We start from the raw sequence: 24765 nt of genomic DNA, 5'->3' as shown, positions 1-24765 counted from the left end.
GAGGGGGCGGTGCATGGCGACGAGCCGACCGGCTGCGCCGCAACGCCGCGCACCGTCGGCGGGGTGGCGTCACCGCCTGCGTCAGGTCGGGGAGTTCGGCCGCGACTTCGCCACCTCGTCGCCCTCGCGCTTCGCCATCCTCGTCTTCGGCACGCTCATCCTGATCTTCACGAGCCTGCTTTCGCTCCCGATCGCTTCGGCCAGCGGCCGCGCGACGCCGCTGGCCGACGCCCTGTTCACGGCGGTGTCGACGATCTGCGTGACGGGGCTGGTCACCGTCGACATGGCCACCCACTGGTCGCCCTTCGGCAACGTGGTGATCTTCCTCGGCGTCAACATCGGCGGGATGGGCGTGCTGACGCTCGCCTCCATCCTGGGTCTCGTGATCTCGAAGCGACTGGGTCTGCGTGCCAAGCTGATCGCCGCGGGCGACACCAACCCCATGCGCGCTCACGGTGGACCGGTCAACGAGGGCCAGACGGTGCGGCTCGGCGAAGTGGGCCAGCTGCTTCGCACCGTGGCGCTGTCGACGCTGGTCATCGAGGCGATCGTCGCGGTGCTGCTGTACCCCGCGCTCGTCATGGCCGAGGTCGACCCGCTCATGGCGCTCTGGGAGGCGCCGTACTACGCGGCGATGTCATTCACGAACACCGGCTTCACCCCGAACGTCGGCGGCCTCGAGCCCTTCGCCGACGACTACTTCCTGCTCACCGTGCTGATGACCAGCGTCTTCCTCGGCAGCATCGGCTTCCCCGTCATCTACACACTCTCCCGGCACGTGTGGCACGTGGGGCGGTGGTCGCTGCACACCAAGCTCACCCTCATCACCACCACGCTGCTGTTCGTCGCCGGTGCCATCGCGTTCCTCGCGCTGGAGTACGACAACCCCGGCACGTTCGGCTCGATGGACGCGTGGGACACCACCTTCCAGGCCTTCTTCCTGTCCGCGATGACGAGATCGGGTGGGTTCTCCGTCATCGACATCGGCGAGCTCTACGGGTCGTCGCAGGTCGTGGGATCCATGCTCATGTTCGTCGGCGGCGGCTCGGCGTCCACCGCGGGCGGCATCAAGGTGACGACGCTCGCCGTGCTCGCCCTGGCCGTCTGGTCGGAGGCCAAGGGCCGCACCACCGTGGAGGTCTTCAGCCGCCGCATCCCGAGCGACGTGCAGCGTGTGGCGCTTTCGGTCGTCGCGTGGGGATCGACCATCGTGGCGCTGTCGACCATCGTGATCGCGCAGATCACCCACGCCCCCGTCGCGCACGTGCTGTTCGATGTGATCTCCGCCTTCGGCACCGTCGGGCTGTCCACCGGCCTCACGCAGTCCCTGCCCGACCCCGCCGTCTACGTCATGGCCGCGACGATCTTCATGGGGCGCATTGGTACAGTGACACTCGCCGCGGCCGTGGCCGCGACATCCCGATCGCAGCTGTACTCGCTGCCCGTCGAAAGGCCCATCGTTGGTTGAGCGCATCCGCGGCGACGCACCCGTCCTCGTGATCGGTCTCGGGCGCTTCGGTGCGGCCTGCGCCGGCGAACTCGACCGGCTCGACCGCGAAGTGCTCGCCATAGACGAGAGCCTCGACCTCGTGCAGAAGTGGTCCGAGCGCGTCACCCACACCGTGCAGGCCGACGCCCGCAACCTCGAGGCGCTCAAGCAGGTCGGCGCGCAGGACTTCCAGGTCGCGGTCGTCGCCGTCGGCTCCTCGATCGAGGCGTCGGTGCTCATCACCGCCAACCTCGTCGACCTGAAGGTGCCGCAGATCTGGGCGAAGGCGGTGTCGCAGTCGCACGGCAAGATCCTCGCGCGCGTGGGAGCGAACCACGTCATCTACCCCGAACGCGAGGCCGGCGAGCGCGTGGCCCACCTCGTCAGCGGTCGCATGCTGGATTTCATCCGCTTCGACGACGACTTCGTGCTCGCCAAGATGTACCCGCCGAAGTTCATCCGCGGCGTCGGGCTCAACGAGTCGGGCGTTCGCACCAAGTACAACGTCACCGTCGTGGGTGTGAAGAGCCCGGGCAAGCCGTTCCGCTACGCCGAGGCGGCCACGGTCGTCACCAACCACGACCTCATCATCGTCTCGGGCACCAACAGCGACATCGAGAGGTTCGCCGCCCTCGATCGGTGACGGATGCTCTCAGCGCAGCTGAGCGAACTCCTCCACGCGCCGGGTGGGACCGACGACCAAGACCGTGTCGCCCTCGTCGAGGACCGTCGCGGCGTCGGCGTTGGACCATCCCTGCTGGCCTCGCTTGAAGGCCGCCACAGTGACCCCGTGCGCCTGGCGCGTGTTCGTGGCTCCGAGCGGCGTGCCGCGCAGACGCGCGGGGACGCTCGTCTTGACGAGGGCGTAGCCGCGGTCGATCTCCAGGTAGTCCATCGCGGCACCGCGCACCAGGTGCGCCACGCGCCGCCCCATGTCCTTCTCCGGATAGATGACGTGATGCACGCCGAGCTGTTCCAGGATGAGCCCGTGCTGCTCGCTCACCGCCTTCGCCCACACCACCGGGATCCGCATCTGCAGCAGCAGCGACGCGGTGAGGATCGAGGCCTGCACATCGTCGCCGATGGCGATGACCACGCGGTCGAACTCGGGAACGGCGAGCTGCTCGAGGGCCTCCCGCTTGGTGCTGTCGGCTCGCACCACCTGCGTGAGGATCCCGTTGAGGGACTGCACGATCTCCTCGTCGCTGTCGATGCCGAGCACCTCGGTGCCGGCGTCCATGAGCTCCACGGCGAGGGAGCTGCCGAACCTACCGAGCCCGATCACCGCCACCGAGTCCGCCTCGGCGATGCGATGCGAGGACGCACCGAACAGGTGGGTGAAGCTAGCCAATGGCGGGCCTTTCCTTGGGGAACTCGTACGACACGCGCCGTTCGCGCAGTGCCAGTGCCGTGCCGATCGTGAGCGGACCGAGCCGCCCGACGAACATCAGCAGCGACAGGATGATCTCCGCCGCCTCGGGCAGGTCCGCCGTGACTCCGGTGGACAGACCCACGGTGGCGAACGCCGACACGCTCTCGAACAGCATGCGATCGAGCGAGCCGCCGGTGACGATCATGAGCGCGATCGTCGAGGCGACGACGACGCCCACCGCGATGAGCACGACGGCGATGGCCTGTCGATGCACCGCCCGGGAGAGCCGCTTGCCGAAGATGTTGACGGCACCGGCGCCGCGGAGTTCGGCGACGAGGATGAACAGCAGCACGGCGAAGGTCGTGATCTTGATGCCGCCGGCGGTGCCGGCCGGTCCCCCGCCGATGAACATCAGCACGTCCATGCCGAGCCAGGTCTCATCGTGCATCGCCCCGACGTCGATGCTGTTGAACCCGGCCGTACGTGTCTGCACCGAATGGAAGAACCCGATGAGCACGCGGGCCGCCGGGTCGTACGCGCCGAGGGTGGCGGGATTGGTCCACTCCAGAGCGGTGATGTAGACCGTTCCCCCAACGAGGAGGATGACGGACCCGAACAGCACCAGGCGCGTGTTCATGCTCCACAGCAGGGGGCGGCCGATCTCTCGTCGCAGCTGCATGAGCACAGGGAAGCCGAGCCCCCCGAGGATGACGGCCGCACAGATCGGCAGGCAGACCCACGGGTCGGCCGCGAAGCGCACGAGGTTGTCGGCGTACAGCGCGAAGCCGGCGTTGTTGAACGCCGAGACCGAGTGGAAGAGGGCGTACCACGCACCCTCGGCCCAGCCGTGACCGTAGCGGAGCGCGAACGACGGGAAGAGCACCAGGAACAGCGCCGCCTCGATCAGCAGCGAGGTCACGACGATCCTCCGCACGACCCCGCGCACGTCGTCGAGCGAGAGCGCCTTCGCCTCGGTCGCGGCCAGCACGCGCGACCGCACGCTGAGCCTGCGGGCCAGCAGCACACCCACGAGCGAGGCGAACACCATGATCCCGATGCCGCCGATCTGGATGAGCGCCAGGATCACGAGGTGGCCGAGCGGCGTCCAGTATGTCTCCGTGTCGACGACGACCAGCCCTGTCACGCAGACCGCCGACGTCGAGGTGAACAGGGCGTGGACGAACGACGCCCCCTCGCCGTCGCGAGTGGCGGCGGGAAGCATGAGCAGGCCGGTGCCGACGAGGTCGGCGAGGCCGAAGCCGGCGACGATGGTCTGTGCCGGGCTCAGTCGGAACGATCGGCGCGGCCGCGTGTCCGACGCAGCGACGCGTGATGTCACGAGCGGAAACATTACGCCGATCCGGCCGGAGCGCAAGACCGGCGCGATCCGGATCTCAGGCGCCGGCGGCGAGCTCCTTCGCGCGGGCGAGTGCCGCGTCGGTCGCCTCGACGAAGACGGCGCCCAGATGCGCATCCTGCAGCACGGCGATGGCGCGCTCGGTCGTGCCCTTCGGGCTCGTGACGCGACGCCGCAGCTCGGCGGGTTCGTCGTCGGATGCCTCCAGCAGCGCCGCGGCCCCGATGAAGGTCTGCTCGGCCATGAGCCGCGCATCGGCACGGTCGAAGCCCTTCCCTTCGGCAGCGCGCGTCAGTTCCTCCATCAGGAGGAAGACGTAGGCGGGGCCGGATCCGGAGATCGTCGAGAGGGCGTCGATCTTGTCCTCCGGAACCTCGATGACACGGCCGACGGTCTCGAACAGCCGCCGCACGAGGGCGACATGCTCGTCGGAGGCGTGCGTTCCGGGCGCGATCCCGGTCACGCCCCGCCCGACGAGCGAGGGGGTGTTCGGCATCGAGCGCACCACCGCGACCGACGCGGGCACGATCGACTCGAACGTGGCGACCGTGACACCGGCGGCAAGGCTGACGAGGACGGTGCCGGGGCGCAGGTGGGGCGCGATCTCGCGCAGCAGGTCGGGGACCATGGCGGGCTTGACGCCCACGAGCACCACGTCCGCCCCCGCGACCGCCGCGGCGTTGCCGTCGGCATCGCGCTCGAGGGCAATGCTGCGCACGCCGCCCAGCCCGGCGAACGCATCCGCCTTCGCGGCCGTGCGGTTGGTCACCGTCACACCACCGTGAGCGAGTCCCGACGACACCAGCCCGTGCAGGATGGCCCCTCCCATCGACCCGGCTCCGAGGATGGCGATGGCGGGAAGGGGGGCGGCGACGTCGATCATGTGGCCATCCTACGAGCCGTCTGAAAAGTCCCTCGATGCAGCGTGGAGTGCCCGGATATAGTCGAGGATCGTGGGACGGTGACGCCCCACGACGACCCACGGAGGACCCCCAATGACCCTCTTCGACGGCATCACGTCTCGCCTCGTCGAGACGCCGCGCCTGACCGTCAACGTGCTCGAGCGCAAGGGGGACGACGCCGCGAGACCGCCGGAGCACACGGTCGTGTTCGTGCACGGCAACGTCTCGTCGTCGCTCTTCTGGCAGGAGACGATGCTGGATCTTCCCGCTGAGCTGCGCGTGATCGCCGTCGACCTGCGCGGCTTCGGCGGGACCGAGAGCCTGCCCGTCGATGCGACCCGGGGCGTGCGGGACTTCAGCGACGACCTGCACGCGACGCTGGAGGCCTTGGAGATCCCGACCGCCCATCTCGTCGGCTGGTCGATGGGCGGGGGTGTGGTCATGCAGTACGCGATCGACCACGGCGCGCTCAGCCTCACGCTGCAGGCCCCGGTCTCGCCGTACGGCTTCGGCGGCACGCGCCGCGACGGCTCGCGACTGACCGACGACGATGCCGGCTGCGGCGCAGGCGGCGCCAATCCCGACTTCGTCGAGCGGCTGACCTCCGGCGACGCCAGCGACGAGGCGCCGACCTCGCCGCGGAACGTCTTCCGCTCCGGCTACGTCGCCGCCGGGTACGCATCCGAGCACGAGGACGTGTGGGTCGCGTCGATGCTGTCCACCTCCACCGCGACGGGCAACTACCCCGGAGATGCCGTCGCGAGCCCCCACTGGCCGGGCTTCGGGGCCGGCGACCTCGGGGTGCTCAACACGATGGCGCCGAAGCACTTCGACGTGTCGGGCATCGTCGACATCGCCGAGAAGCCGCCGATCCTGTGGGTGCACGGCGACATGGACGCGATCGTCTCCGACGCGTCGTTCTTCGATCTCAATCACCTCGGCGCAGCGGGGGTCGTCCCCGACTGGCCCGGAGCCGACGTCGCGCCGGCCCAGGAGATGGTCTCGCAGACCCGGGATGTGCTGGGCGCCTACGCGCAGGCCGGCGGCATCGTCAACGAACTGCACCTCGAGGGGGTCGGACACTCCCCGCACCTGGAGAGCCCGATCGAATTCCGGCGCGCGCTGCTGACCGCGATCGGCTACGTCGGCACACCGGCCGATCCTTCCCCGCCGACGGAGGCGATCATCATCCGCTCGGCCGACTGAACAGCCCTGCCAGACTGGGGCTCATGGAGTACTGCATCTTCACCGAGCCCCAGCAGGGCTACAGCTACGACGACCAGCTCGCCATCGCGCTCGCGGCCGAGCGCCACGGCTTCGACGCCTTCTTCCGCAGCGACCACTACCTGCGCATGGGAGACGGTGATCCCCGTCCCGGTCCCACCGACGCGTGGACGACGCTGGCCGGCCTCGCACGCGAGACGACCGACATCCGCCTCGGAACCCTGGTGTCCTCGGTGACCTATCGCTACCCCGGCGTGCTCGCGATCCAGGTGGCGCAGGTCGATGCCATGTCGAACGGACGCGCCGAGCTGGGCCTGGGAACCGGATGGTTCGAGCGGGAGCACCGCGCCTACGGCATCCCCTTCCCCGACAAGCGGTTCGCCCTGCTCGAGGAGCAGCTCGAGGTTGTCACGGGGCTGTGGACCACGCCGGACGGCGAGACCTTCAGCCACGAGGGAGCGCACTATCGCCTCGAGGATGCGCCGGCGCTTCCGAAGCCGGTCCAATCCCCCCTGCCGGTGATCGTCGGCGGGGGCGGCCCCCGACGCACGCCCGCGATCGCCGCGCGCTTCGCCACGGAGTACAACATCGGGTTCGTCGACGAACCGACCGTCGCCGACAAGTTCGCCACGGTCTCCGCCGCGTGCGAGCGGATCGACCGCGATCCGGCCTCGCTCAAGCGCTCGGTCGCGCTGACGACGCTGGCCGGCACGCCCGCCGATGTGCGACGACACGCGGCGGCCCTCGGTCGTGACGTCGCCGACATCTCCCCCGACAGCCACTTCATGGGCGACGCATCCGTCATCGCCGAGAAGGTGCACCGTCTGGTGGAGCTGGGAGCCGAGCGCATCTACTTCCAGCTGTTCGATCTCGGCGACCTGGACCACCTGGAATACCTCGGCAGCGAGGTGCTCCCGCTCCTTCCGCGCTGACACTCCCGACCCGTCCGGCCCCGGTCCGGCCGGCCCGAGCCGGCACGAGCCGCGAGAAACCACTTCCGCCGCGAGAAACCACGCATCGCGCGATGTCTCGTGCGCGGAGGTGTTTCTCGGCGCGGGTCAGGCGCGGCGCGCGTCGAAGAACGTGCGCAGCAGCGCGGCGGCCTCGGCGGCGCGAACTCCCGCGACGACCTCCGCGCGAACGGGCAGGCGGCGATCGCGCACCACGTCGTACATCGATCCGACGGCCCCGGCCTTGTCGTCCCATGCGCCGAACACGACGCGGGAGACGTGCGCCTGCAGGAGTGCACCCGCGCACATCAGACACGGTTCGAGGGTGACCACGAGCGTGCAGCCGGCGAGGTTCCACGTCTCGAGGGATGCCGCGGCCTGCCGCATCGCGACGATCTCGGCGTGGGCGGTCGGATCGTGGCCGGCTTCGCGGAGATTGCGACCCTGCCCGATCACGTCACCGGTCGCATCGAGCACGAGGGCGCCGACCGGCACCTCGCCCGCATCCAGCGCCCCCGACGCGAGGTCCAGTGCGCGCTCCATCGCGGCGGCGTCGGAAGCGGACGGGGGCAGGCTCACGCCCCCAGCGTAGGGCGGGGCGAGCGAGTGGAATACCCTGGGACTCATGCGCTTGCATGTCGCCGACCATCCGCTCATCACCCACAAGCTCACCGTGCTGCGCAACCGCGAGACGTCGTCGCCGGTGTTCCGTCAGCTCACCGAGGAGCTGGTGACGCTGTTGGCGTACGAGGCGACCCGGAACGTGCGCGTCTCGCCGATTCGCATCACGACGCCGGTCACCGAGACGATGGGCGTGAAGATCAGTGAACCGCGGCCGCTCGTGGTGCCGATCCTGCGTGCGGGGCTCGGGATGCTCGAGGGCATGACCAAGCTCGTGCCCACCGCCGAGGTGGGCTTCCTGGGCATGGTGCGCAACGAGGAGACCCTCGAGCCGCAGACCTACGCCGAGCGCCTTCCCGACGACCTCAGCGATCGTCAGTGCTTCGTGCTCGACCCGATGCTCGCCACCGGCGGTTCGCTCGGCGCCGCGATCGACTTCCTGTTCGCCCGCGGCGCGCAGGATGTCACCGCGATCTGCCTCCTCGCCGCCCCGGAGGGCGTCGAGGCCATCACGGCGCAGGTCGGCGACCGCGACGTGACCCTGGTCCTCGGGGCCCTCGACGAGCGGCTCAACGAGAAGGGCTACATCGTGCCCGGTCTCGGCGACGCCGGAGATCGCCTCTACGGAACGGTCTGACAGCGAGCGGCGCGCTGACGACCCGCGACGCGCTGACAGCCGGCGACGCGCTGACAGCGATGCGCTGACGACCGGGCATGAACCAGGGCTGACGACCGGAGCCCGAGGGAGCGGCACCCGCCCCTCGCCGAACGGGTGCCGCCGCGCCCTGAGGCGCTTCGCCAATCTACGATCGGGCCGAGGCGACCTGAACGGGGTTGACATCGCCGACGGCGGACCCTATCTGCGCGTCGCCGCCCGGCCCGGCGCCGAACGACGCATCCGGGTCGGCGCCCACCAGTCGCGCGAACGCGCTGAGGCGCGCCACGCCCTCCGGCGTGCGGGGCAGGTCGTCGAGCAGCCCGGGTGAATACACCACGAACGCGGCGTGCATCGCACGCGAGACCGCCACGTTGAGGCGGTTGCGCAGCAGCAGGAACTCGAGCCCCCGCGGGGCGTCGCGCCCGGCCGACGCGGCGAGGGAGACGATCGCGACCGCCGCCTCCTGGCCTTGGAACCGGTCGACCGTGCCGACGCGCACGTCGCCGTGACCGGCGGCCTCGAGCGCCTCTTCGACCGCGACCTGCTGCGCGTTGTACGGCGTGACGACGATGACGTCGGCGGCGCTCAAGGGACGCGCAGGCTCCGAGACGGACCGACCGGATGCATCGGTGCGCACCGGCTGCCACGATCGACCGATGAGGTCGGTGACGATGCCGGCGACGACCGCGGCTTCTTCGGGCGACCACGTGGCATTCCCGCGGTGCCGCACGGGATGCGCGTGAAGCCCGGGAGCGATGCCCTCCAGTGTTCGCCGCGCGGTCGACGGGTGCGCGCGCAGCGCCCCGCCGTAGGACAGCGTCGACACCGATGCCGCCACGTCGGGGTGCATCCGCCACGTGCGCGCGAGGAAGTAGCCGTACTCCGCCGGGATGACGTCTGCGCCGTCGATCACCCACCCGAGCGCGGACGTGTCGACCGGCTCCGGATGCGTGCCCTGACTCACCTGGGGCAGCTGCTGAGGGTCGCCGAGCAGCAGCAACCGCGAGGCTGCCCGTGACACCGCGATCGTGGAGGCCAGCGAGAACTGCCCGGCCTCGTCGATGACGAGCAGGTCGAGGCTCCCCCGGGGCACACGGCCCTCGTGGGCGAAATCCCACGCGGTTCCGCCGATGACGTACCCCGTATCGGCGTGCGCCGCGGTGAATTCGGCGATGCCGTTCTTGGCGAGCGCGGTGAACGACGGCGTGACCGCGGCATCCTTCGGCGCCTTTCCGACCTGTGCCGCCGGGACGCCCGCGGCGATAACGCGATCGAGCATGTTCTCTACCACGGCGTGCGACTGCGCCACAACGCCCACGGTGTAACCGTGCTCGGCGACGAGCCGCGCCACCACGCGCGATCCGACGTAGGTCTTCCCGGTTCCCGGCGGGCCCTGAACGGCGAGGTAGCTGCGGTCGAGGTCGAGCACGCTGCGCACGATGGCGTCTACGTCGTCGCCGTCGGAGACCGCGAGGGCGCCGGAGCGGGTGCGCGGCGGCCGACGGCACAGGATGTCCGTCGCGGGCTCCTCCGGAAGCTGCGGCGCCGCGGCGATGACGGCATCGGCCCAGGCGTCGATCGCGACCTGCTGGTTGGCCGCGGGCGGCGGCGAAGCCGGCGTGAGCGCGACCGGAAGCTCGGACCAGGTGAACCCCTGGACCGCGCTCTCCGAGACGATCACGCCGTCGTCGAGCACCTCCACGATGCTCACCCGGTGGTCCGCGTGGATCCAGCGCGGAGCCGCATCGAACGGGTAGGGGGCGGGCAGGTCGTAGAGGGCGAACGGCGAGGATCCTTCGCTGAGCCGTGTGCCCGGGGCCAGCTCGCCGCGGATCTCGAGGACGCGTCGGTCCGTGCGCGCCCCCTCCGGCCGATGCCAGTCCTCGACGACGCGGCAGCGGGCCGCATCGATCACGACCACGTCGCGGCTGTCCTCCCACAGTGACACCGGCTCCCGCAGCCGCAGGTAGTGCGTCGCCCAGAAGGTCTTCGCCTCGCGAGGGTAGTAGTCGATCGCCGCGGCCCCCAACCGCAACGACCGCGCCGGCACCGAATCGACGGGATGCGACGCGGCCATCTCGGCCAGCGTCGTGGCGCGGTGAGACGGGCGGTAGGTGTTCTCGGCCGGATCGGCGTCGGGGGTGGGGCGCAGGGCCGCCTCGCGCGCACGGTCCACCAGCCAGTCGCGCAGCCGCAGGGTCGATACGCAGTCGTAGCGGTTGTAGTCGGCGAGATCATCGAACACCACGCGCGCGGCCGCCTCCTCGCCGCGGTCGTGCAGCGACCTCGCCTCGACGTAGCGGACGATCGAGTCGTCGCCCTTCTGCACGTCGCTGGTGCGGATCTCATCGCCCATGTAGAGCGGTTCGAGCTTCTTGATGGAGTACGAGCGCGATCCGACCCGCAGAGCGCGCCGCACGACGGGATAGAGGTCGACGAAGACGCCGTCCCGCAGCAGCTGGTCGACCTCGCCCTCCCGCACGCCGTGTCGAGCGGCCATCGCCAGGAGATGAGTCGGCTCGTACGGCGCGTAGTGATAGATGTGCATGCCCGGATGCTGCTGCCGACGCATCCGCACGATGTCGAGGAATGTCTCCAGCGCCACCTTCTCCTCGGCGAACGAGTGCGCCCAGAGCGCGGTGTAGCGCTCTCCCAGATCCACCCAGCCGAAGAGATAGTCGATGCCCCACTCGGCGCGCCCGTCGCGCGGCGCCTCGGTGTACAGCGGGTCGCCTTCGAAGTCGAAGAAGATGTCGCCCGCGTTCGGCCGGGGCAGCGCCCCGAGCGCCTTCGGGGCGACCACGCGGTAGGTCGGCACCTGCGGTCGCGACATCTCGATGCCGGCGGGGCTCTCCAGCTGCAGTCGCGCCTGCACGCGAAGCATCGAGAACGTGTCGGGATTCATTCCGGCGGGGCCGGCCGGCGTCGCGGCGAGATCGTCGATGGTGAGGATGCCGGCCGACCGCAGCCGCTGACGCTGCACCGGTCGCATGCCGGCCACGAGCAGCAGATCCCGCGAGGCGACCACCTCGAGCTCACACGTCGCGCAGCGACCGCACGCGACGACATCGAGGTCGCCTCGCGGGTCGCCCCAGGCGACCGGTGCGCCGTCGGCGCCGGCGGCGAGATCGCGATCGGCGACCAGGGCGCGCAGGCGCGCGGCGCGCAGCTCGAACACGGGCAGCAGGTCGTCGACGGCGTGCGTACTGACGGTGCCGTCGCCCAGGAGCAGCTCGACGCGGTCCGAGCTGGGGACGCCGAGCCGGTCGAGCTGCGCGACATATGCCGCCAATTGCATGAGGGCGGTCACCCGCGCGCGACGCGCGAGCTTGGAATCCTGCACCAGCCAGCGCCCCTGTTCGTCGCGCGCGAGGAAGTCGGCGAACCCGACGAACTCGTCGGTCGAGAAGGCCGCCTGGTAGACGATGTCGGCATCGGAGGCGAGGGCTGCCGCCGTGGCGGCGACGGCTCGCTGCAGTCCGTCGGCGTCGCGCGATTCGGTGGCGTCGATCTCCCACACGCCAGCACCGTACTCCTCGCGGTACCGCTCGAGCACACGCTGCTCGTGCGCGTCACCGAGGCGACCGGCCCGCTCCAGGGTGAGGTCTTCGGGGTCTTCGACCACGGCGACGCGGCCGAGCTTGGCGTCGATCGCCCGCAGCCACGCGAACTCGCATTCCGCGGCCGCCTTCAGATCGCTGGCGCTCCAGACGATCCGGCCCTGGTCAGGTATGTAGCGCATGCTCTCCTCTTGGTCGTCTCCGACAGTAGCGAGGACCGCCGACACGGCGTCACCTGCCAGACTGGGCGGGTGAGCACTCCTCTCCCGTTCGACAGCGCCTACCGCCACGGGTTCGCGCGCGTCGCGGCGTGCACCGTGCCCGTCGCGATCGCCGATCCGGCGACAAACGCCGAGGCGATCCTCGACGCCGCACGCGCGTGCCACGACGACCACACCGCCGTCGCGGTCTTCCCCGAGCTCGGACTGACCGGCTACGCGATCGATGACCTCGTGCTCCAGGATGCGGTGCTCGACGCGGTCGACGGCGCGATCGAGCACCTCGCCGCCGAGACCGCCGATCTCCTGCCGGTGCTCGTCGTCGGAGCTCCGCTCCGCCACCGGAACCGCCTGTACAACTGCGCCGTCGTCATCCACCGCGGTCGCGTGCTGGGCGTCGCTCCGAAGTCCTTCCTGCCGACCTATCGCGAGTTCTACGAGCGCCGCTGGTACGCGCCCGGCGACGACCAGGCCGGTGGCGTCATCCGCGTCGCCGGCGCCGACGTGCCCTTCGGGCCCGACCTGCTGTTCCGCGCCCGTGACGTGCCCGACCTCGTCGTGCACGCCGAAGTGTGCGAAGACGTCTGGGTGCCGATCCCACCCTCTTCCCGCGCGGCGCTGGCGGGCGCGACGGTGATGGTGAACCTCTCGGGAAGCCCCATCACGATCGCGCGCGCCGAGGACCGTCACGAGCTGTGCCGGTCGCAGTCGCTGCGCTGCCTCGGAGCGTACGTCTATGCCGCCGCCGGCGCGGGCGAGTCGACCAACGACGTGTCCTGGGACGGCCAGACGATGATCTACGAGGCCGGCAACCTCCTCGCCGAGACCGAGCGCTTCCCCGACGGGCCGCGCCGCTCCGTCGCCGACATCGATCTCGACCGCCTGCGACAGGACCGCCAGCGACAGGGAACATTCGACGACAACCGCCGAACCCACGCCGCCGACACCGTCTTCCGCACCGTCGAGTTCGACCTCGCGCCCCCGGCGTCGCCGACCGGCCTCGCGCGGCCGGTCGACCGCTTCCCGTTCGTGCCCGATGACCCGGCACGGCTGGCGCAGGACTGCTACGAGGCGTTCAACATCCAGGTGTCCGGTCTGGTGCAGCGGATGCGGGCGATCGGGAACCCCAAGCCCGTGCTCGGCGTCTCCGGCGGCATCGACTCGACCCACGCGCTGCTGGTCATCGCGCGCGCGATGGACCTGCTCGGTCGGCCCCGCTCGGACATCCTCACCTACACGATGCCGGGCTTCGCGACGAGCGAGCGCACCAAGTCCAACGCGATCGCCCTGTCCCGGGCGATCGGCGCGTCGATCGAGACGATCGACATCCGGGGCGCAGCGTCGGAGATGCTGGAGAAGCTGGGGCACCCGTTCGCGGCGGGAGAGCCGGTGCACGACATCACCTTCGAGAACGTGCAGGCGGGGCTGCGCACCGATTACCTCTTCCGCCTGGCCAACCGCAACGGCGGCTTCGTCGTGGGAACCTCCGACATGTCCGAGCTCGCCCTCGGCTGGGCCACCTACGGCGTCGGCGATCACATGAGCCACTACGCGGTGAACGCCGGTGTGCCGAAGACCCTCATCCAGCACGTGATCCGCTGGGTGATCTCCCACCGCGAAGGCGTCGACGACGCGGCCGCGGCCATCCTGCAGGGTGTGCTGGACACCGAGATCAGTCCCGAGCTCGTTCCGGCCGACGCCGACGGCAACATCCAGTCCACCGAGGACCGCATCGGGCCGTATGCCCTGCACGATTTCACCCTGTTCCACGTGCTGCGGTTCGGGATGCGTCCGTCGAAGATCGCGTTCGTCGCGGCGCACGCGTGGGGCGACGCCGAGGCCGGCGCGTGGCCGCCCGGATTCCCCCACGACGAACGCTACGCCTTCACGCTCGACGAGATCGCCCGGTGGATGCGGGTGTTCCTCACCCGCTACTTCTCGTTCGCGCAGTTCAAGCGCTCGGCGATCCCCAACGGACCGAAGGTCTCCCCTGCCGGCTCGCTCTCCCCGCGCGGGGACTGGCGGGCGCCGTCGGACGGCAACGCGCGCGTGTGGCTCGCCGAACTCGATGCGGCGCTTCCGCCGAGCTGATCACGCCGCCGAGTCGGTGCGATCCCGCAGGCCCACGCGGTCGGGGATCTCGAACGGGATGTGCGGCAGCCACGCCGACGGATCCGGCCAGGGCGGCGAGGTCGGCAGCGCCGTCAGCATCCGCCGCAGTCCGTCGTCTCCGGCCGACACCGGACGGGCGGCGGGGATCACCCGGCGCGGGGCGTGGTGCCCGAGCGCGCCGCACCACCAGTGGCGCCACGTGGTGTCGACGTCCTCGGGATCGAGCACGATGTAGTAGTCGGGCATCACCGCCTCCGCCGCGGCGAAGTGGGCGAGCGCGGTCTCGACCTCCAGCTCGAGGGCGCCGAGGGTGGATCGCTCCTCGTACAGCTCCACCCACGCCGCGGCGACGTGCTCCAGCGGATCGGCGTCGTGCACGATCCACGGGGTGCGCGTGGCTCCGATGCGGCGGGCGGCGAGGGCCGGCTCGCTCCCCCGCAGCGTCAGGATCTCGACCCCTCGGATCCCGTCGAGCGTCTCGATCGCATCCTCCGCCGCGTCGCCGACGACCGCGACGACCGTTCCCCTGTCGGCTGTGTGCTCCATGCTTCACGATATGTCGTGGATCGTTGCGAGCGCGTGACACGCGACGATCGTCTGCGTTTCGTGACCTGACGGGGTGCCTTCACCCGTCGCGTTGCCTTCACCTGTCGCCGGGTGTCGCCATCGGGCGGCGTGACGACATCCGGCGGCAACCGAATCGACGCGATCCGGACGCCCGCGTGCGGTTCTGGTGGCGGGCGTGCATGATGGGAGGGCGAGTGGCGGACGACCGATGGGGGCGGGATGACGACGCATCGCGATTCGACGGATGCGCTGTCGGACTTCGCGGATCTGATGGCGGGATCCGGGACGGTGTCCGCCGACACCGCGGCCGATCGCGGGCGCACCCGGAGGGTTCTCGGTCGCATCCTGCTCGCGATGGTGCTCGTGATCGCCCTCGGTGCGCTGTCGGCGGGCGGATACGCGGCGTGGGCGCTCAGCGCTCCGCTCCCGGCACCGACGGCACAGCTGCAGGATCGGGCCGTCGCCGCATCCGAGCCGGTCGCGGTCGCGGAACCGTCACAGGGGGCGTCGGCGGTGACGGTGTCGGGCGCGCCGGAATATCTCGGCGCGGACGGACTTCATGCTGCGAGCGGCACCACGGATGCCGTGCCGATCGCGAGCATCACCAAGCTCATCACCGCTCTCGTCGTGCTCGACGCCCATCCCCTGGGCGAGGGGGATGCCGGCCCCACGCTCACCTTCGGCGCCGCCGACCACGCTCTCTACGACGCCTACTACGTGCGGGGTGCGACGATCGCGGCCATGCCCGCGGGCAGCACCATGACGCTGCGAGACGCCATCGCGACGATGCTCATCCCGTCGGCGAGCAACTACGCGCATGCGGTGTCGACGTGGGCCTACGGCTCGCAGTCCGCGTTCCTCGGCGCGGCGCGCGCCTGGCTCGAGGCGAACGGACTCACCTCGACGAGGATCGTCGATCCCACCGGTCTCGATCCGGGGAACGTCAGCACCACCGCCGACCTGCTGCGCTTGGGCGCGCTGGCCGCGGCAGACCCCACGATCGCGGAGCTCGCGGCGACGCCCTCGCTCACGCTCCCCGCGACCGGTCCGATGCGCAACACCAACGAGCTGCTCGGCGTCGACGGCATCACGGGTCTGAAGACCGGCAACCTCGGCAACGGCACCTTCACCCTGCTGTACACGGCATCGCTCGACGTCGGACTCGGTGAGCCGCTCGCCGTCACCGGAGCGGTCGTGGGCAGCCAGACGCGAGAGGCGACGAACGACGTCGCGCTGCGCACGCTCGCCAGCATCCGGGCGGGGTTCCACGACGTCGCCCTCGCCGACGCCGGCGACGTCGTCGGCACGATCACGACGCCGTGGGGCGAGTCCGCTCAGGCGGTCGTGGCGCGCGACGCCGCGCTGCGCACGTGGTCGGACACCCCGGTCGAGGTGACCGTCGACACGCGCGCACCGGAGGTCTACCGCGACGGCGCCGTGGTCGGCACGATCACGTGGACCGCCGGACCCGAGACCGCCACCTCCGACGTCGTCGTGGCGGGCCACATCCCCGAACCCACCGCGTGGTGGCGCCTGACACATCCCGATCAGCTCGGCTGACCCGGCACCTCGAGAGGAGATCCCGCCCCCAGAGGATCGCACCGGCCGAAGCCTCCTCTCCGCGCGCGATCTCCTCCGCACGTGCGCGCGCCCGGCAGGGGCGGTGGGGTCCGGCAGGGCTGCAGCGAGTGTCAGGCGGCGCGATGTCAGGCCGGGAGGGCTCCGTAGGCGAGGGTGATGATCCAGCCGTCACGGGAGAGGTCCGCCAGCTGGTAGTGCACCCGCCGGTCGGGAATCCACCCCCTCGTCTGGGGCGCGTCCAGACGCACGTGCTCGCCGCGGACGCGGGTTCCGCGTCCGTCCGCGTCGCGGACGGCCTGCACGCGGGTCCAGTGCCGCACCAGGGCCTCGACGTCGTTCTCATCGAAGAGATGGGAGTGACGCTGCATCTCGTGCAGCGTCACGTCGTCGGGCCGGTTGTCGCGAAGGTCCAGTCCCAGCGGCACCGCGGGGTCGGCGACGGCGACGACCGTCGCGGCACGGAAGTTCGCGTTCCGGATGCCGAGCGGCACGTCGGCCCCGTCGACCTCGGCGATGAGCTGCGTGTGGAAGCCGAACTGCGCCGGCGCCTCGCGCTCGACGCGCACCTTCTTCGGCTCCAGACCCAGGTGATCGGCGACGATCTCCCGTGCGAGGGCGCGCTTGCGGTGGTGCTCGCTCATCGCCGGGTGCCAGCCCAGTCGCATCGCGATCCCCTCCGGCGCATCCAGGACCACCGATTCCATGAGACCTCCTCGCTCGATGCCTCCATCCTGCCGCGCCGAGTCGCGCGAAGGAACCGTCTCCGGCGCGTGGGAGAGATCGCCCCTTCGGAGCAGTGCCACACTGGGGCCATGGCGAGGCGTGCGACGGTCGTGGGCAGCGGCCCGAACGGGCTCGCCGCGGCGGTCTCGCTCGCGCGCGCCGGCTACGACGTCCACGTGCTCGAGGCCTCGAGCTCCATCGGCGGCGGCGTGCGCACGGCCGGCCTCACCCTGCCCGGGGTGCGGCACGACGTCGGATCGGCGGTGCATCCGGCGGCGCGAAGCTCGCCGTTCTTCCGCGCGTTCGGGCTCAGCGAGCGCATCGAGTGGATCACGCCCGAGGCCTCCTACGCGCAGCCGCTCGACGGCGGACGGGCGGCGATCGCGTGGCATGACCTCGACCGCACGGTGGACGGTCTCGGAGCCGGAGGTGCCGCCTACCGCAGGCTGATCGAGCCGTTGTCCCGTCGCATCCACGAGCTGGTGGCGGTCACCGGCGACCAGCTCCTGCGGGTGCCGCGTCATCCCCTCGTGATGGCGGGGTTCGGAGCGAGGATGCTTCTGACGGGCACGAGGGCCGGGCGGACGGCGTTCTCCGACGACGTCCAGGCTCTGCTCGCGGGCGTGCTCGCGCACGGGAACACCCCTCTCCCTTCCCTGGCCGCCGCCGCTTCCGGATTGTTCCTCGCCGCGCACGCACACGCCCCCGAAGGGTGGTCTCTCCCGCGCGGTGGAGCACAGCGCATCGCCGACGCGCTCGTGGACGACCTGAGAGCACACGGCGGCAGCGTCGAGACGGGGTCTCACGTGCGAAGCCTCGCCGACCTGGATTGGGGCGACCCGGGCGCCGGCGACCTGCTGCTGCTGGACACCGCCCCGCGGCTGCTGCTGACCCACCCGGACATCCCCGACCGCTATGCCCGCGCGATCCGCGCCTACCGGCACGGGTCGGCGGCCGCGAAGGTCGATTTCGCTCTGGACGGCCCCGTGCCATGGGCGGCGGCCGACGTCGAACGCGCCCCCACGGTGCATCTCGGCGGCACACGGGCAGAGGTCGAGGCGGGCGAGAACGCGGTGGCAGCCGGCCGGATCCCCGGGCATCCGTACGTGCTCGCCGTGCAGCCCACCGTGGTCGACCCCTCGCGGGCCCCGGACGGCACGCACGTGCTGTGGGCCTACATCCACGTGCCGCCGGCGTCGACGCTCGATCCGACGGAGCTGGTGGCCCGACAGGTCGAGCGGTTCGCGCCGGGGTTCCGTCGCCGCGTGCGGGCCTCGCATGCGGTGACGGCCGCCCAGCGCTCCCGCTTGAACCCGTCGGACATCGACGGCGACATCCTCGGCGGCGCGTTCACCCTGACACAGGCGGTGCGGCGCCCGGTCGTCTCACGCACGCCGTGGCGCACACCGATGCCCGGCGTGTACCTCGCGTCGGCGTCGACTCCGCCGGGTCCCGGGGTGACGGGCATGCCCGGATGGCGCGCCGCCCGCCAGGCGCTCACCGATCGAACCGGTGTGCCGGTCTCGCTCGACGATCTCTTCTGCTGACCGCGAAGTCCTAAGACCGCGAGAAGGCGGCGCGGAGGAGGAAGAAGACGACGAGCGCCACGATCGCGACGATGACGAGCTTGAACAAGAAGACGATCGCCGTGAAGACGAACTCGACGAGGATCCAGGCGATGACCACCGCCGCGATGACGCCGAGAATGGTCCAGATCGTGCTTTTCGTCATGTCCCCAGCCTACGTGCCGGGAGCCGCATCACGTGATCGAGGCCACACCCTGCCGCAGCGTGCTGGGCCCCTCGCGGGTGGCTTCCACGATCAGCTGCGCGGGGATCTGCTCCTTCATGGCCGCGACATGGCTGATGAGGCCCACGGTGCGTCCGCCCTGGCGGAGCTCGTCGAGCGTGCGCATCGCGAGGTCGAGCGTCTCGGCGTCGAGGGAACCGAAGCCCTCGTCGATGAAGAGGGTGTCCAGGCGGACCCCGCCCGAGCGGGACGTGACCACTTCGGCGAGACCGAGCGCGAGAGCCAGCGAGGCGAGGAAGGTCTCCCCGCCGGACAGCGACTGCGCGGGACGGGCCTGTCCGGTGTGTGCATCGAGCACCGTGAGGCCGAGACCGCTGGATGCGCCGCGGGCCGCGACGGCATCGCTGTGCCGGAGCGTGTAGCGTCCCGATGACATGTCGGACAGGCGCAGGTTGGCCGCCTCGACGATCTCCTCCAGCTCGGCGGCGAGCACGAAGGATTCGAGCGACATGCGGTGGGTATTGGGGGCGCGGCCCGCCACGGTGTTCGCGAGCCGCGCGATCAGCGCCTGCTCCTGCGCCAGATCCGACGTGGCCGTGAGTGCCTCGCCGGCACGGGCGCGGAGATCGGCCAGCCGCTCCCGGCGCTGCGTCGCGGCGGCCGCCGCGTCGACGGCCGCGCTCCATCGGTCTCGCGCCTGGCCGAGGGCGGCCGCGGTCTCGTCGGTGTCGATCGGTTCGTCGCCGACGCCGGCGAGTTCGAGTTCCAACTCGCGGAGTCGGTCGCGCTCGCTCCGCAGCTGCACCTCGTGATCCGTCACGGCCGCGTCGAGGTTTCGACGCTCCGATGCCGGCAGCAGCGCCGCACGGGCATCGTCGGCCGACTCGAAGCCGCTGTCAGTGAGCCGGCCATCGAGGTCGCGACAAGCGACCGACTCGGCGTCGACGCTCGCGAGGTGCTCGCGCGAGGCCGTGCGCAGCGCCTCGGCCGCGCTGCGCCGCCGGCGCGCGGCGGCCAGTCGCGACGCGACGCTGTCGTGCTCGCCCCGGGCGGCGTCGACGCGTCTGCGCGTCTGCGCCAGCTCCCGGTCGGCGACGGCGATCTCCTGCCGCCGTGCCACCGCATCCGCGGCGAGCAGCTCTCGCTCGGCCGCCGCCTGCGCGTCGGCTTCCACGAGGCCGCGGCGCTGCTCGGACAACTCGCGACGTCGCGTGTCGGCCGCTTCGGCCAGGCCCAGGCCAAGGTCGGCGCGTTCGAGATCCGCGGTGAGCGAGTCGACGGTGGCGTCGCCGACCGCGCCGCGCACCTCGGCGACGGCTGCCCGCGCATCCGATGCAGCCGTCGCGGCGTCGCGCTCGGCGTCGAGGGCCGTCGCGTGACGCGTCTCCGCCGCGGCGATGTCCTCGTCGCTCACGGGCTCGTCGGCACCGACCGCGGGAGCCGGATGCTCACGTGACCCGCACACGGCGCAGGGCTCACCCGCGACAAGGCCGGCGGCGAGCTCTCCGGCATGACCGTCGAGACGGCGTCGCAGCAGCGCTCGCACGGCGGCGGTGGCCGATTCGAGCAGGCCCAGCGCGTCGGCGTGAGCGGCCTCTGCGGCGCGAAGGTCGGCGGCGCGTCGATCGAGGGTGGCGGCGGAATCGAGGCGCGCAGCGATCGCCGCGCGCCGCTCGGCGAGGGCGTCGCGTGCCCCGGCCGCTTCGGTCGCGGCCGCCAGATCGGCCTCGAGTTGCGCGAGACGCACCGGCAGTTCGGCCCGGCCCGCGTCGATCGTCGTGAGGAGCCCGTCGAGCTCGTCGAGGCGCTCGCGCGCGGTGGTGAGGCGCGCGACGAGCCCGGGGAGGGCCGTCTCGTCATCCGCGGCGCTCTCCGCGACGGCGATCTCTCCCGTGCACTGCTCGATGATCGCCGCGAGGCCGGCGTCGTCGGCCTCCGCCTCACCCAGCCGAGCCCACTCACCCTGCGCACCGCGCCACGCGGCTGCGGCCGCCGCCGCGGTCCGGTGCGCCGCGTCGGCGGCGTCGATCGAGGCACGCAGCGCTTCCGCGGCCGCGGCTCGATCGCGGCGGTGCCGCTGGTCGGCGATCTCCTGCGCACGTGCCTCGAGGTGCACGAGCGCCTGCCGCGATCGTGTACGCGCATCGTGGCGTTCCCGCAACCCACGACGGGCCGTGTGCGCGGCCTCGGCAGCGCGGTGCGCGGCGTCGGCGTCGTCGCGCTCGCGCACGAGCGCATCGGCACGGTAGTCCAGACGGGCCTGCGCGCGCGCGGCGAGCGCCGATCGCGCCGCGACGTCGGTCGCCTCGGCGCCGTCGATGTCGTCATCGCGCCACAGTTCGTCGGCGACGCGCTCGGCTTCGTCGAGGAGCACGACGGCCGTCTCGAGCGCCGTCGACAGCGCACGTTCGCCGTCTCGGCGGCGCTGCTCGAGCGCATTCTGATAGTCCTCGTAGGTCTTCGTGCCGAAGAGCGTTCGCAGCAGCCGTTGCCGCTCGTCGTTCTTGGCGAGCAGGAACTCCGCGAAGCGGTTCTGGGCGAGCAGGATGACCTGGAGGAACTGCTGCTGGCTGAGCCCCACGATCTCGTCGAGCTCGAGCGCGACGTTGCGGGGACCCCGCTGCCGCCCGATCCACTCGCCCTCGACGTACTCGTCGAGGTGCGCGTCGGGAGCGAGCGTCGTGAAGCCCTCGCCGCGCTTCTTCGGCCGCTGGTATTCCGGGGATCGGGTGACCCTCCATCGGCGATCGCCGACGGTGAACTCCACGCTCACGCGGGTCGGATCCTCGGGAGCGCAGTGGTCGCTGCGCAGTCGCTTCTCGGCGCCGTCGTAGCGCGGGGCCGAGCCGTAGAGCGCGAAGCACACGCCGTCGAGCACGCTCGACTTGCCGGCACCGGTTCTGCCGGTGATGAGGAAGATGCCGTCGCCCTCGTAGGCGTCGAAGTCGACCACCTGGCGGTCGCGGAACGGCCCGAACCCCTCGAGTTCGAGACGGTGCAGTCTCACGCCGTCGCCTCCGCGAGGCTGCGCTGGTCGATGATGTCGCGGATGAGCTCGTGCTCGAGCTCGCTCGCGCCCTCGCCGTCGCGCACGTGCGCGAGGAAGGCGTCGACGAGTTCCGCGTCGCTGCGCACCGCGCGCACCCGGCGCGCGTATCCGCCGGAGGCATCCGCGGCCGGTGTCGCCGGAGTGTGCATGACCGTCGCGCAGAACGGGAAGCGGGCGAGCAGGCGGCGCATCGCGTCGATCTGCGGCGTGGCGTCGGTGTACTGCGCGCACACCCAGTCGTCGACGTGGACCTCGTAGTCCTCCGCCTCGAGCAGCTCGTCGAACGTCGCACGAAGGGTCACCAGACGGCGCGGGATCGGAAGGTCGAGCCACGTCGCCGCGACCTCGCCCGCGGCATCCATGTCGATGAGCCACGATCCGCGCGGCTTCGCCCCCTCACCGAAGCTGTAATGCAGCGGCGCCCCGGCGTAGCGCACCGTGGGCGCGAGCTGCTGCCGGCCGTGGATGTGGCCCAGGGCGACGTAGTCGACGCCGTCGAAGCTCGACAGCGGCACCACATCGAGGCTCCCCTGGCGGATCTCGCGCTCTACGCCCGGAGTCGCCTCGACGCCGGCGGTGAAGCAGTGCGAGATCACGACGCTGCGTGCCGGATGCTCCTGCAGGTCGGCCCGCACGAGGGTCATGGCATGGTCGATGGCATCGGCCTGCGTGCGCATCACGGCGCCCGGCCACACGTGGCGGACGATGCCCGGTTCGAGGTACGGGATGCCGTAGAAGCGCACGGGTCCGTCCGCATCGTCGATCACGACGGGGTCGTCGAGTGTCAGCGGGTCGGTGAGCACGTGGATGCCCTCACGCAGGAGCCCCGCCTGGAATCCGAGGCGTGCCGCCGAGTCGTGGTTGCCGCTGGTGACGATCACGTTCGCGCCGGTGTCGGCGAGGCCGCGCAGCGCGTCGCTGAGGAGCGTGTAGCACGCCGCCGCCGGTGCCGCGGAATCGAACACGTCACCGGCGACGATCACGACGTCGACGTCATGCTCGCGCACCTGCTCGACGAGGTGCTCCAGCACGCCGCGCAGCGCATCGAGCGTCGAGTGACCGTGGAAGGATCGCCCGATGTGCCAGTCGGAGGTGTGCAGGATGCGCATGCCGACAGGGTAGATCGACCCTCCGACACGGTCGTCGAGGCGCTCCGCTCAGACCTCGGTGTCGCTCGCGATCCGCCGGGAGAGAGCGGCGATGTCGGCGTCGGAGACGTCGAGGCCGGCTTGCGCGACGCGGCCGCGCACGGCATGCTCGACGGCTGCGAGCGGCTCTCCGGCGAGATCGGCGCGCATCTGCTCGACGAGCCCGTCGAGCTTCTCCGACGCGGATGCGTTGTTCTCCGACATCGCGGGGCGGGACTGCTCGCCGCGCTCGTCGAGAGCACCGGAGCGCTGCGCCTGATCGACGGTCATCGTGTCGCGTCCGCCATCGTGCCCGTAGTGGTGACCGTCCGGTGTCGCACCCGCCGGTGAGGGCGAATCGCTGCTCCGGGTGTCGGCCTCACCGGTCGAGGTGGTCGTGTCGTTCGCGTCTTCCGCGTCTCGGCGATCGGGATAGTTCACGCCCGGTTCGTCGAACTCGTTTCCGCTGGTGCTCACGAGGTCTCCTCCGCGTCGTCGGGGGCGAGGTCGGGATCGGTGCCGGGCTGCGCGCCCTCGACCGGTCCGACGTCGACACCCGGGTCGGGTTCCTGGTGCTCGAGTGTCAGGTCCGGGCTGCCCGTGGCTTCGCGGTCGGCCTCGGCGGTTTCGCCGTCGGCCACGGCGCCGCTCTCCCACCCGCCCGCGGGATCCGCGTCGATCACGCCTTCCGGCAGGTCGCGTTCCTCATCCATGCCGACTCCTTCCGTCTCCCTTCAGCGTGACGGGTGCCTCGGATGCGTCTCGAGGGCTTGACCGGCAGGCGCGGGCCGGGTAGGCGTCAGCGCGGCTGCAGGATGCCCGCGCGGGCCGGGTGCGCGGCGAACCAGTCGGCGACGTACCAGCAGACCGGACTCACGCGGCGGTCCCCCGTGCTCTCGATGTCATCCACCGCGCGCTCGACGATCTCGGCCGCGTACCCGTGCCCGCGGAACGTCGGCACGGTGTAGGCGCGCGTCAGGGCGACGGTCCGGCCGTCGTCGCGGTAGTCGAGCACGCTGACGAGGTCGTCGCCGCGGTGCAGCGTGTAGCGCGAAGCGTCGTTCTGTCGGGTGAAGCGCAGGTCTGTCACGGCGATAGCGTACGCCTGCCGCGGGCCGGCGGCGCCGGAACACGCTCGGCTCGCATCGCGCGCGCAGATTGCGCGCCGGGGGTCACCCGTCTCCGGTCGTCACCTGCGAGACCAGCCGGTCGACCTCCTCGTCGGACAGATCCTGGCCGGCCTGTCCCAACCGCTCGCGGAGGGTCTGCGCGACCTCTTCGCGCGAGGCGTCGCCGGAATCCGAACGCACCTGCGCGACGATGCTCGCCACGTCGTCGACGTCGCCCCCGGCCTCCGAGACATCGTCGGCGCCCGCAGACCCCGATTCGGTCGGCGCCTCGCCGATGTCGTGTCCGCCGATCACGCCGATGCCGACCGCCACGTGGTCGACGTCGTCGCCGGACGCCTTCTTCTCGTCGTTCTCGCTCATGCGGGTCTCCTTCCGT

At 71.2% G+C, this 24765-nt stretch carries 22 protein-coding genes; 8 read left to right on the top strand and 14 right to left on the bottom strand.

Features of this window, described 5'->3' with window-relative positions; genetic code table 11:
• Nucleotides 1–13: 13 nt before the first annotated feature.
• Together B3S45_RS07985 and B3S45_RS07980 are read left to right on the top strand one after the other, a co-directional pair.
• The gene (locus tag B3S45_RS07985; RefSeq protein ID WP_194384664.1) at nucleotides 14–1468 is read left to right on the top strand and encodes a TrkH family potassium uptake protein; all 1455 of its coding nucleotides are present in this window, start codon (nucleotides 14–16) and stop codon (nucleotides 1466–1468) included.
• Nucleotides 1461–2132: a potassium channel family protein gene (locus B3S45_RS07980; RefSeq protein ID WP_071043942.1), complete on the top strand. Its 672-nt coding sequence runs from the start codon at nucleotides 1461–1463 to the stop codon at nucleotides 2130–2132. The genes B3S45_RS07985 and B3S45_RS07980 overlap by 8 nt, the downstream gene beginning before the upstream one ends.
• A 9-nt stretch (nucleotides 2133–2141) precedes the next feature.
• On the opposite strand, the gene B3S45_RS07975 is transcribed toward B3S45_RS07980, so the two are convergent.
• From B3S45_RS07975 to proC, 3 genes are read right to left on the bottom strand one after another with little or no spacing between them, the layout of a single operon-like run.
• Nucleotides 2142–2840 carry a potassium channel family protein gene (locus tag B3S45_RS07975; RefSeq protein WP_286718782.1) on the bottom strand — a complete coding sequence of 233 codons (699 nt, stop codon included), beginning with the start codon at nucleotides 2838–2840 and terminating at the stop codon, nucleotides 2142–2144.
• Nucleotides 2833–4212: a TrkH family potassium uptake protein gene (locus B3S45_RS07970; protein WP_071043943.1), complete on the bottom strand. Its 1380-nt coding sequence runs from the start codon at nucleotides 4210–4212 to the stop codon at nucleotides 2833–2835. Before B3S45_RS07970 ends, B3S45_RS07975 begins: the two co-directional genes overlap by 8 nt.
• Before the next feature lie 43 nt (nucleotides 4213–4255).
• A complete protein-coding gene (proC, locus tag B3S45_RS07965; RefSeq protein ID WP_286718778.1) occupies nucleotides 4256–5101 on the bottom strand; it encodes a pyrroline-5-carboxylate reductase in 846 nt (281 codons plus the stop codon).
• A 112-nt stretch (nucleotides 5102–5213) separates the two neighbouring features.
• Here proC and B3S45_RS07960 point away from each other — a divergent pair, with 112 nt between their 5' ends.
• Nucleotides 5214–6326, top strand: coding sequence for an alpha/beta fold hydrolase (locus B3S45_RS07960; protein ID WP_286718775.1), 1113 nt, complete (start codon nucleotides 5214–5216; stop codon nucleotides 6324–6326).
• Nucleotides 6327–6349: 23 nt separating this feature from the next.
• Complete coding sequence (locus B3S45_RS07955) at nucleotides 6350–7276, top strand: LLM class F420-dependent oxidoreductase (protein WP_286718772.1); 927 nt, start codon at nucleotides 6350–6352, stop codon at nucleotides 7274–7276.
• A gap of 126 nt (nucleotides 7277–7402) precedes the next feature.
• Here the strand turns inward: B3S45_RS07955 and B3S45_RS07950 are convergent, their stop codons facing one another.
• Nucleotides 7403–7873 (bottom strand): nucleoside deaminase, encoded by a 471-nt coding sequence (locus B3S45_RS07950; protein ID WP_349675988.1) that lies wholly within the window; start codon nucleotides 7871–7873, stop codon nucleotides 7403–7405.
• Nucleotides 7874–7919: 46 nt separating this feature from the next.
• Between B3S45_RS07950 and upp the strand changes: the two genes are divergently transcribed.
• On the top strand, nucleotides 7920–8552 hold the full coding sequence (upp, locus tag B3S45_RS07945) for a uracil phosphoribosyltransferase (RefSeq protein WP_071043947.1): 633 nt from the start codon (nucleotides 7920–7922) through the stop codon (nucleotides 8550–8552).
• Nucleotides 8553–8718: 166 nt separating this feature from the next.
• On the opposite strand, the gene B3S45_RS07940 is transcribed toward upp, so the two are convergent.
• Nucleotides 8719–12315 (bottom strand): TM0106 family RecB-like putative nuclease, encoded by a 3597-nt coding sequence (locus B3S45_RS07940; protein WP_286718769.1) that lies wholly within the window; start codon nucleotides 12313–12315, stop codon nucleotides 8719–8721.
• A 69-nt stretch (nucleotides 12316–12384) separates the two neighbouring features.
• On the opposite strand from B3S45_RS07940, the gene B3S45_RS07935 reads away from it, so the two are divergent.
• Nucleotides 12385–14442: an NAD(+) synthase gene (locus B3S45_RS07935; RefSeq protein WP_286718767.1), complete on the top strand. Its 2058-nt coding sequence runs from the start codon at nucleotides 12385–12387 to the stop codon at nucleotides 14440–14442.
• On the opposite strand, the gene B3S45_RS07930 is transcribed toward B3S45_RS07935, so the two are convergent.
• Entirely contained in the window at nucleotides 14443–15009 is a 567-nt protein-coding gene (locus B3S45_RS07930) for a hypothetical protein (RefSeq protein ID WP_071043949.1), read from the bottom strand. It abuts the gene before it with no gap.
• A gap of 240 nt (nucleotides 15010–15249) precedes the next feature.
• Between B3S45_RS07930 and B3S45_RS07925 the strand changes: the two genes are divergently transcribed.
• Nucleotides 15250–16590, top strand: a complete 1341-nt coding sequence (locus tag B3S45_RS07925) for a D-alanyl-D-alanine carboxypeptidase family protein (RefSeq protein ID WP_286718762.1) — start codon at nucleotides 15250–15252, stop codon at nucleotides 16588–16590.
• A gap of 146 nt (nucleotides 16591–16736) precedes the next feature.
• Here the strand turns inward: B3S45_RS07925 and B3S45_RS07920 are convergent, their stop codons facing one another.
• Complete coding sequence (locus B3S45_RS07920) at nucleotides 16737–17315, bottom strand: hypothetical protein (protein WP_286718759.1); 579 nt, start codon at nucleotides 17313–17315, stop codon at nucleotides 16737–16739.
• 108 nt (nucleotides 17316–17423) lie between these two features.
• On the opposite strand from B3S45_RS07920, the gene B3S45_RS07915 reads away from it, so the two are divergent.
• Complete coding sequence (locus B3S45_RS07915) at nucleotides 17424–18881, top strand: phytoene desaturase family protein (protein WP_286718756.1); 1458 nt, start codon at nucleotides 17424–17426, stop codon at nucleotides 18879–18881.
• Nucleotides 18882–18891: 10 nt separating this feature from the next.
• On the opposite strand, the gene B3S45_RS07910 is transcribed toward B3S45_RS07915, so the two are convergent.
• The 7 genes from B3S45_RS07910 to B3S45_RS07880 form a co-directional block, all read right to left on the bottom strand.
• Nucleotides 18892–19065, bottom strand: a complete 174-nt coding sequence (locus tag B3S45_RS07910; protein ID WP_176759383.1) for a hypothetical protein — start codon at nucleotides 19063–19065, stop codon at nucleotides 18892–18894.
• Nucleotides 19066–19093: 28 nt separating this feature from the next.
• A complete protein-coding gene (locus tag B3S45_RS07905; protein ID WP_286718753.1) occupies nucleotides 19094–22090 on the bottom strand; it encodes an AAA family ATPase in 2997 nt (998 codons plus the stop codon).
• Entirely contained in the window at nucleotides 22087–23241 is a 1155-nt protein-coding gene (locus B3S45_RS07900) for an exonuclease SbcCD subunit D (RefSeq protein WP_286718751.1), read from the bottom strand. The genes B3S45_RS07905 and B3S45_RS07900 overlap by 4 nt, the downstream gene beginning before the upstream one ends.
• Nucleotides 23242–23289: 48 nt before the next feature.
• Nucleotides 23290–23736 (bottom strand): hypothetical protein, encoded by a 447-nt coding sequence (locus B3S45_RS07895; RefSeq protein ID WP_286718749.1) that lies wholly within the window; start codon nucleotides 23734–23736, stop codon nucleotides 23290–23292.
• A complete protein-coding gene (locus B3S45_RS07890) occupies nucleotides 23733–23972 on the bottom strand; it encodes a hypothetical protein (RefSeq protein ID WP_286718747.1) in 240 nt (79 codons plus the stop codon). The genes B3S45_RS07895 and B3S45_RS07890 overlap by 4 nt, the downstream gene beginning before the upstream one ends.
• 86 nt (nucleotides 23973–24058) lie before the next feature.
• Nucleotides 24059–24349, bottom strand: a complete 291-nt coding sequence (locus B3S45_RS07885; protein WP_071043956.1) for a GNAT family N-acetyltransferase — start codon at nucleotides 24347–24349, stop codon at nucleotides 24059–24061.
• Nucleotides 24350–24431: 82 nt separating this feature from the next.
• Nucleotides 24432–24749 carry a hypothetical protein gene (locus B3S45_RS07880; RefSeq protein ID WP_071043957.1) on the bottom strand — a complete coding sequence of 106 codons (318 nt, stop codon included), beginning with the start codon at nucleotides 24747–24749 and terminating at the stop codon, nucleotides 24432–24434.
• Nucleotides 24750–24765: the final 16 nt, after the last annotated feature.

Origin of the sequence: Microbacterium sp. UBA1612, from assembly GCF_002321605.1 — a bacterium.
GTDB lineage: Bacteria > Actinomycetota > Actinomycetes > Actinomycetales > Microbacteriaceae > Microbacterium > Microbacterium luteum.
This window is presented reverse-complemented; position numbering and strand designations above follow the sequence as displayed.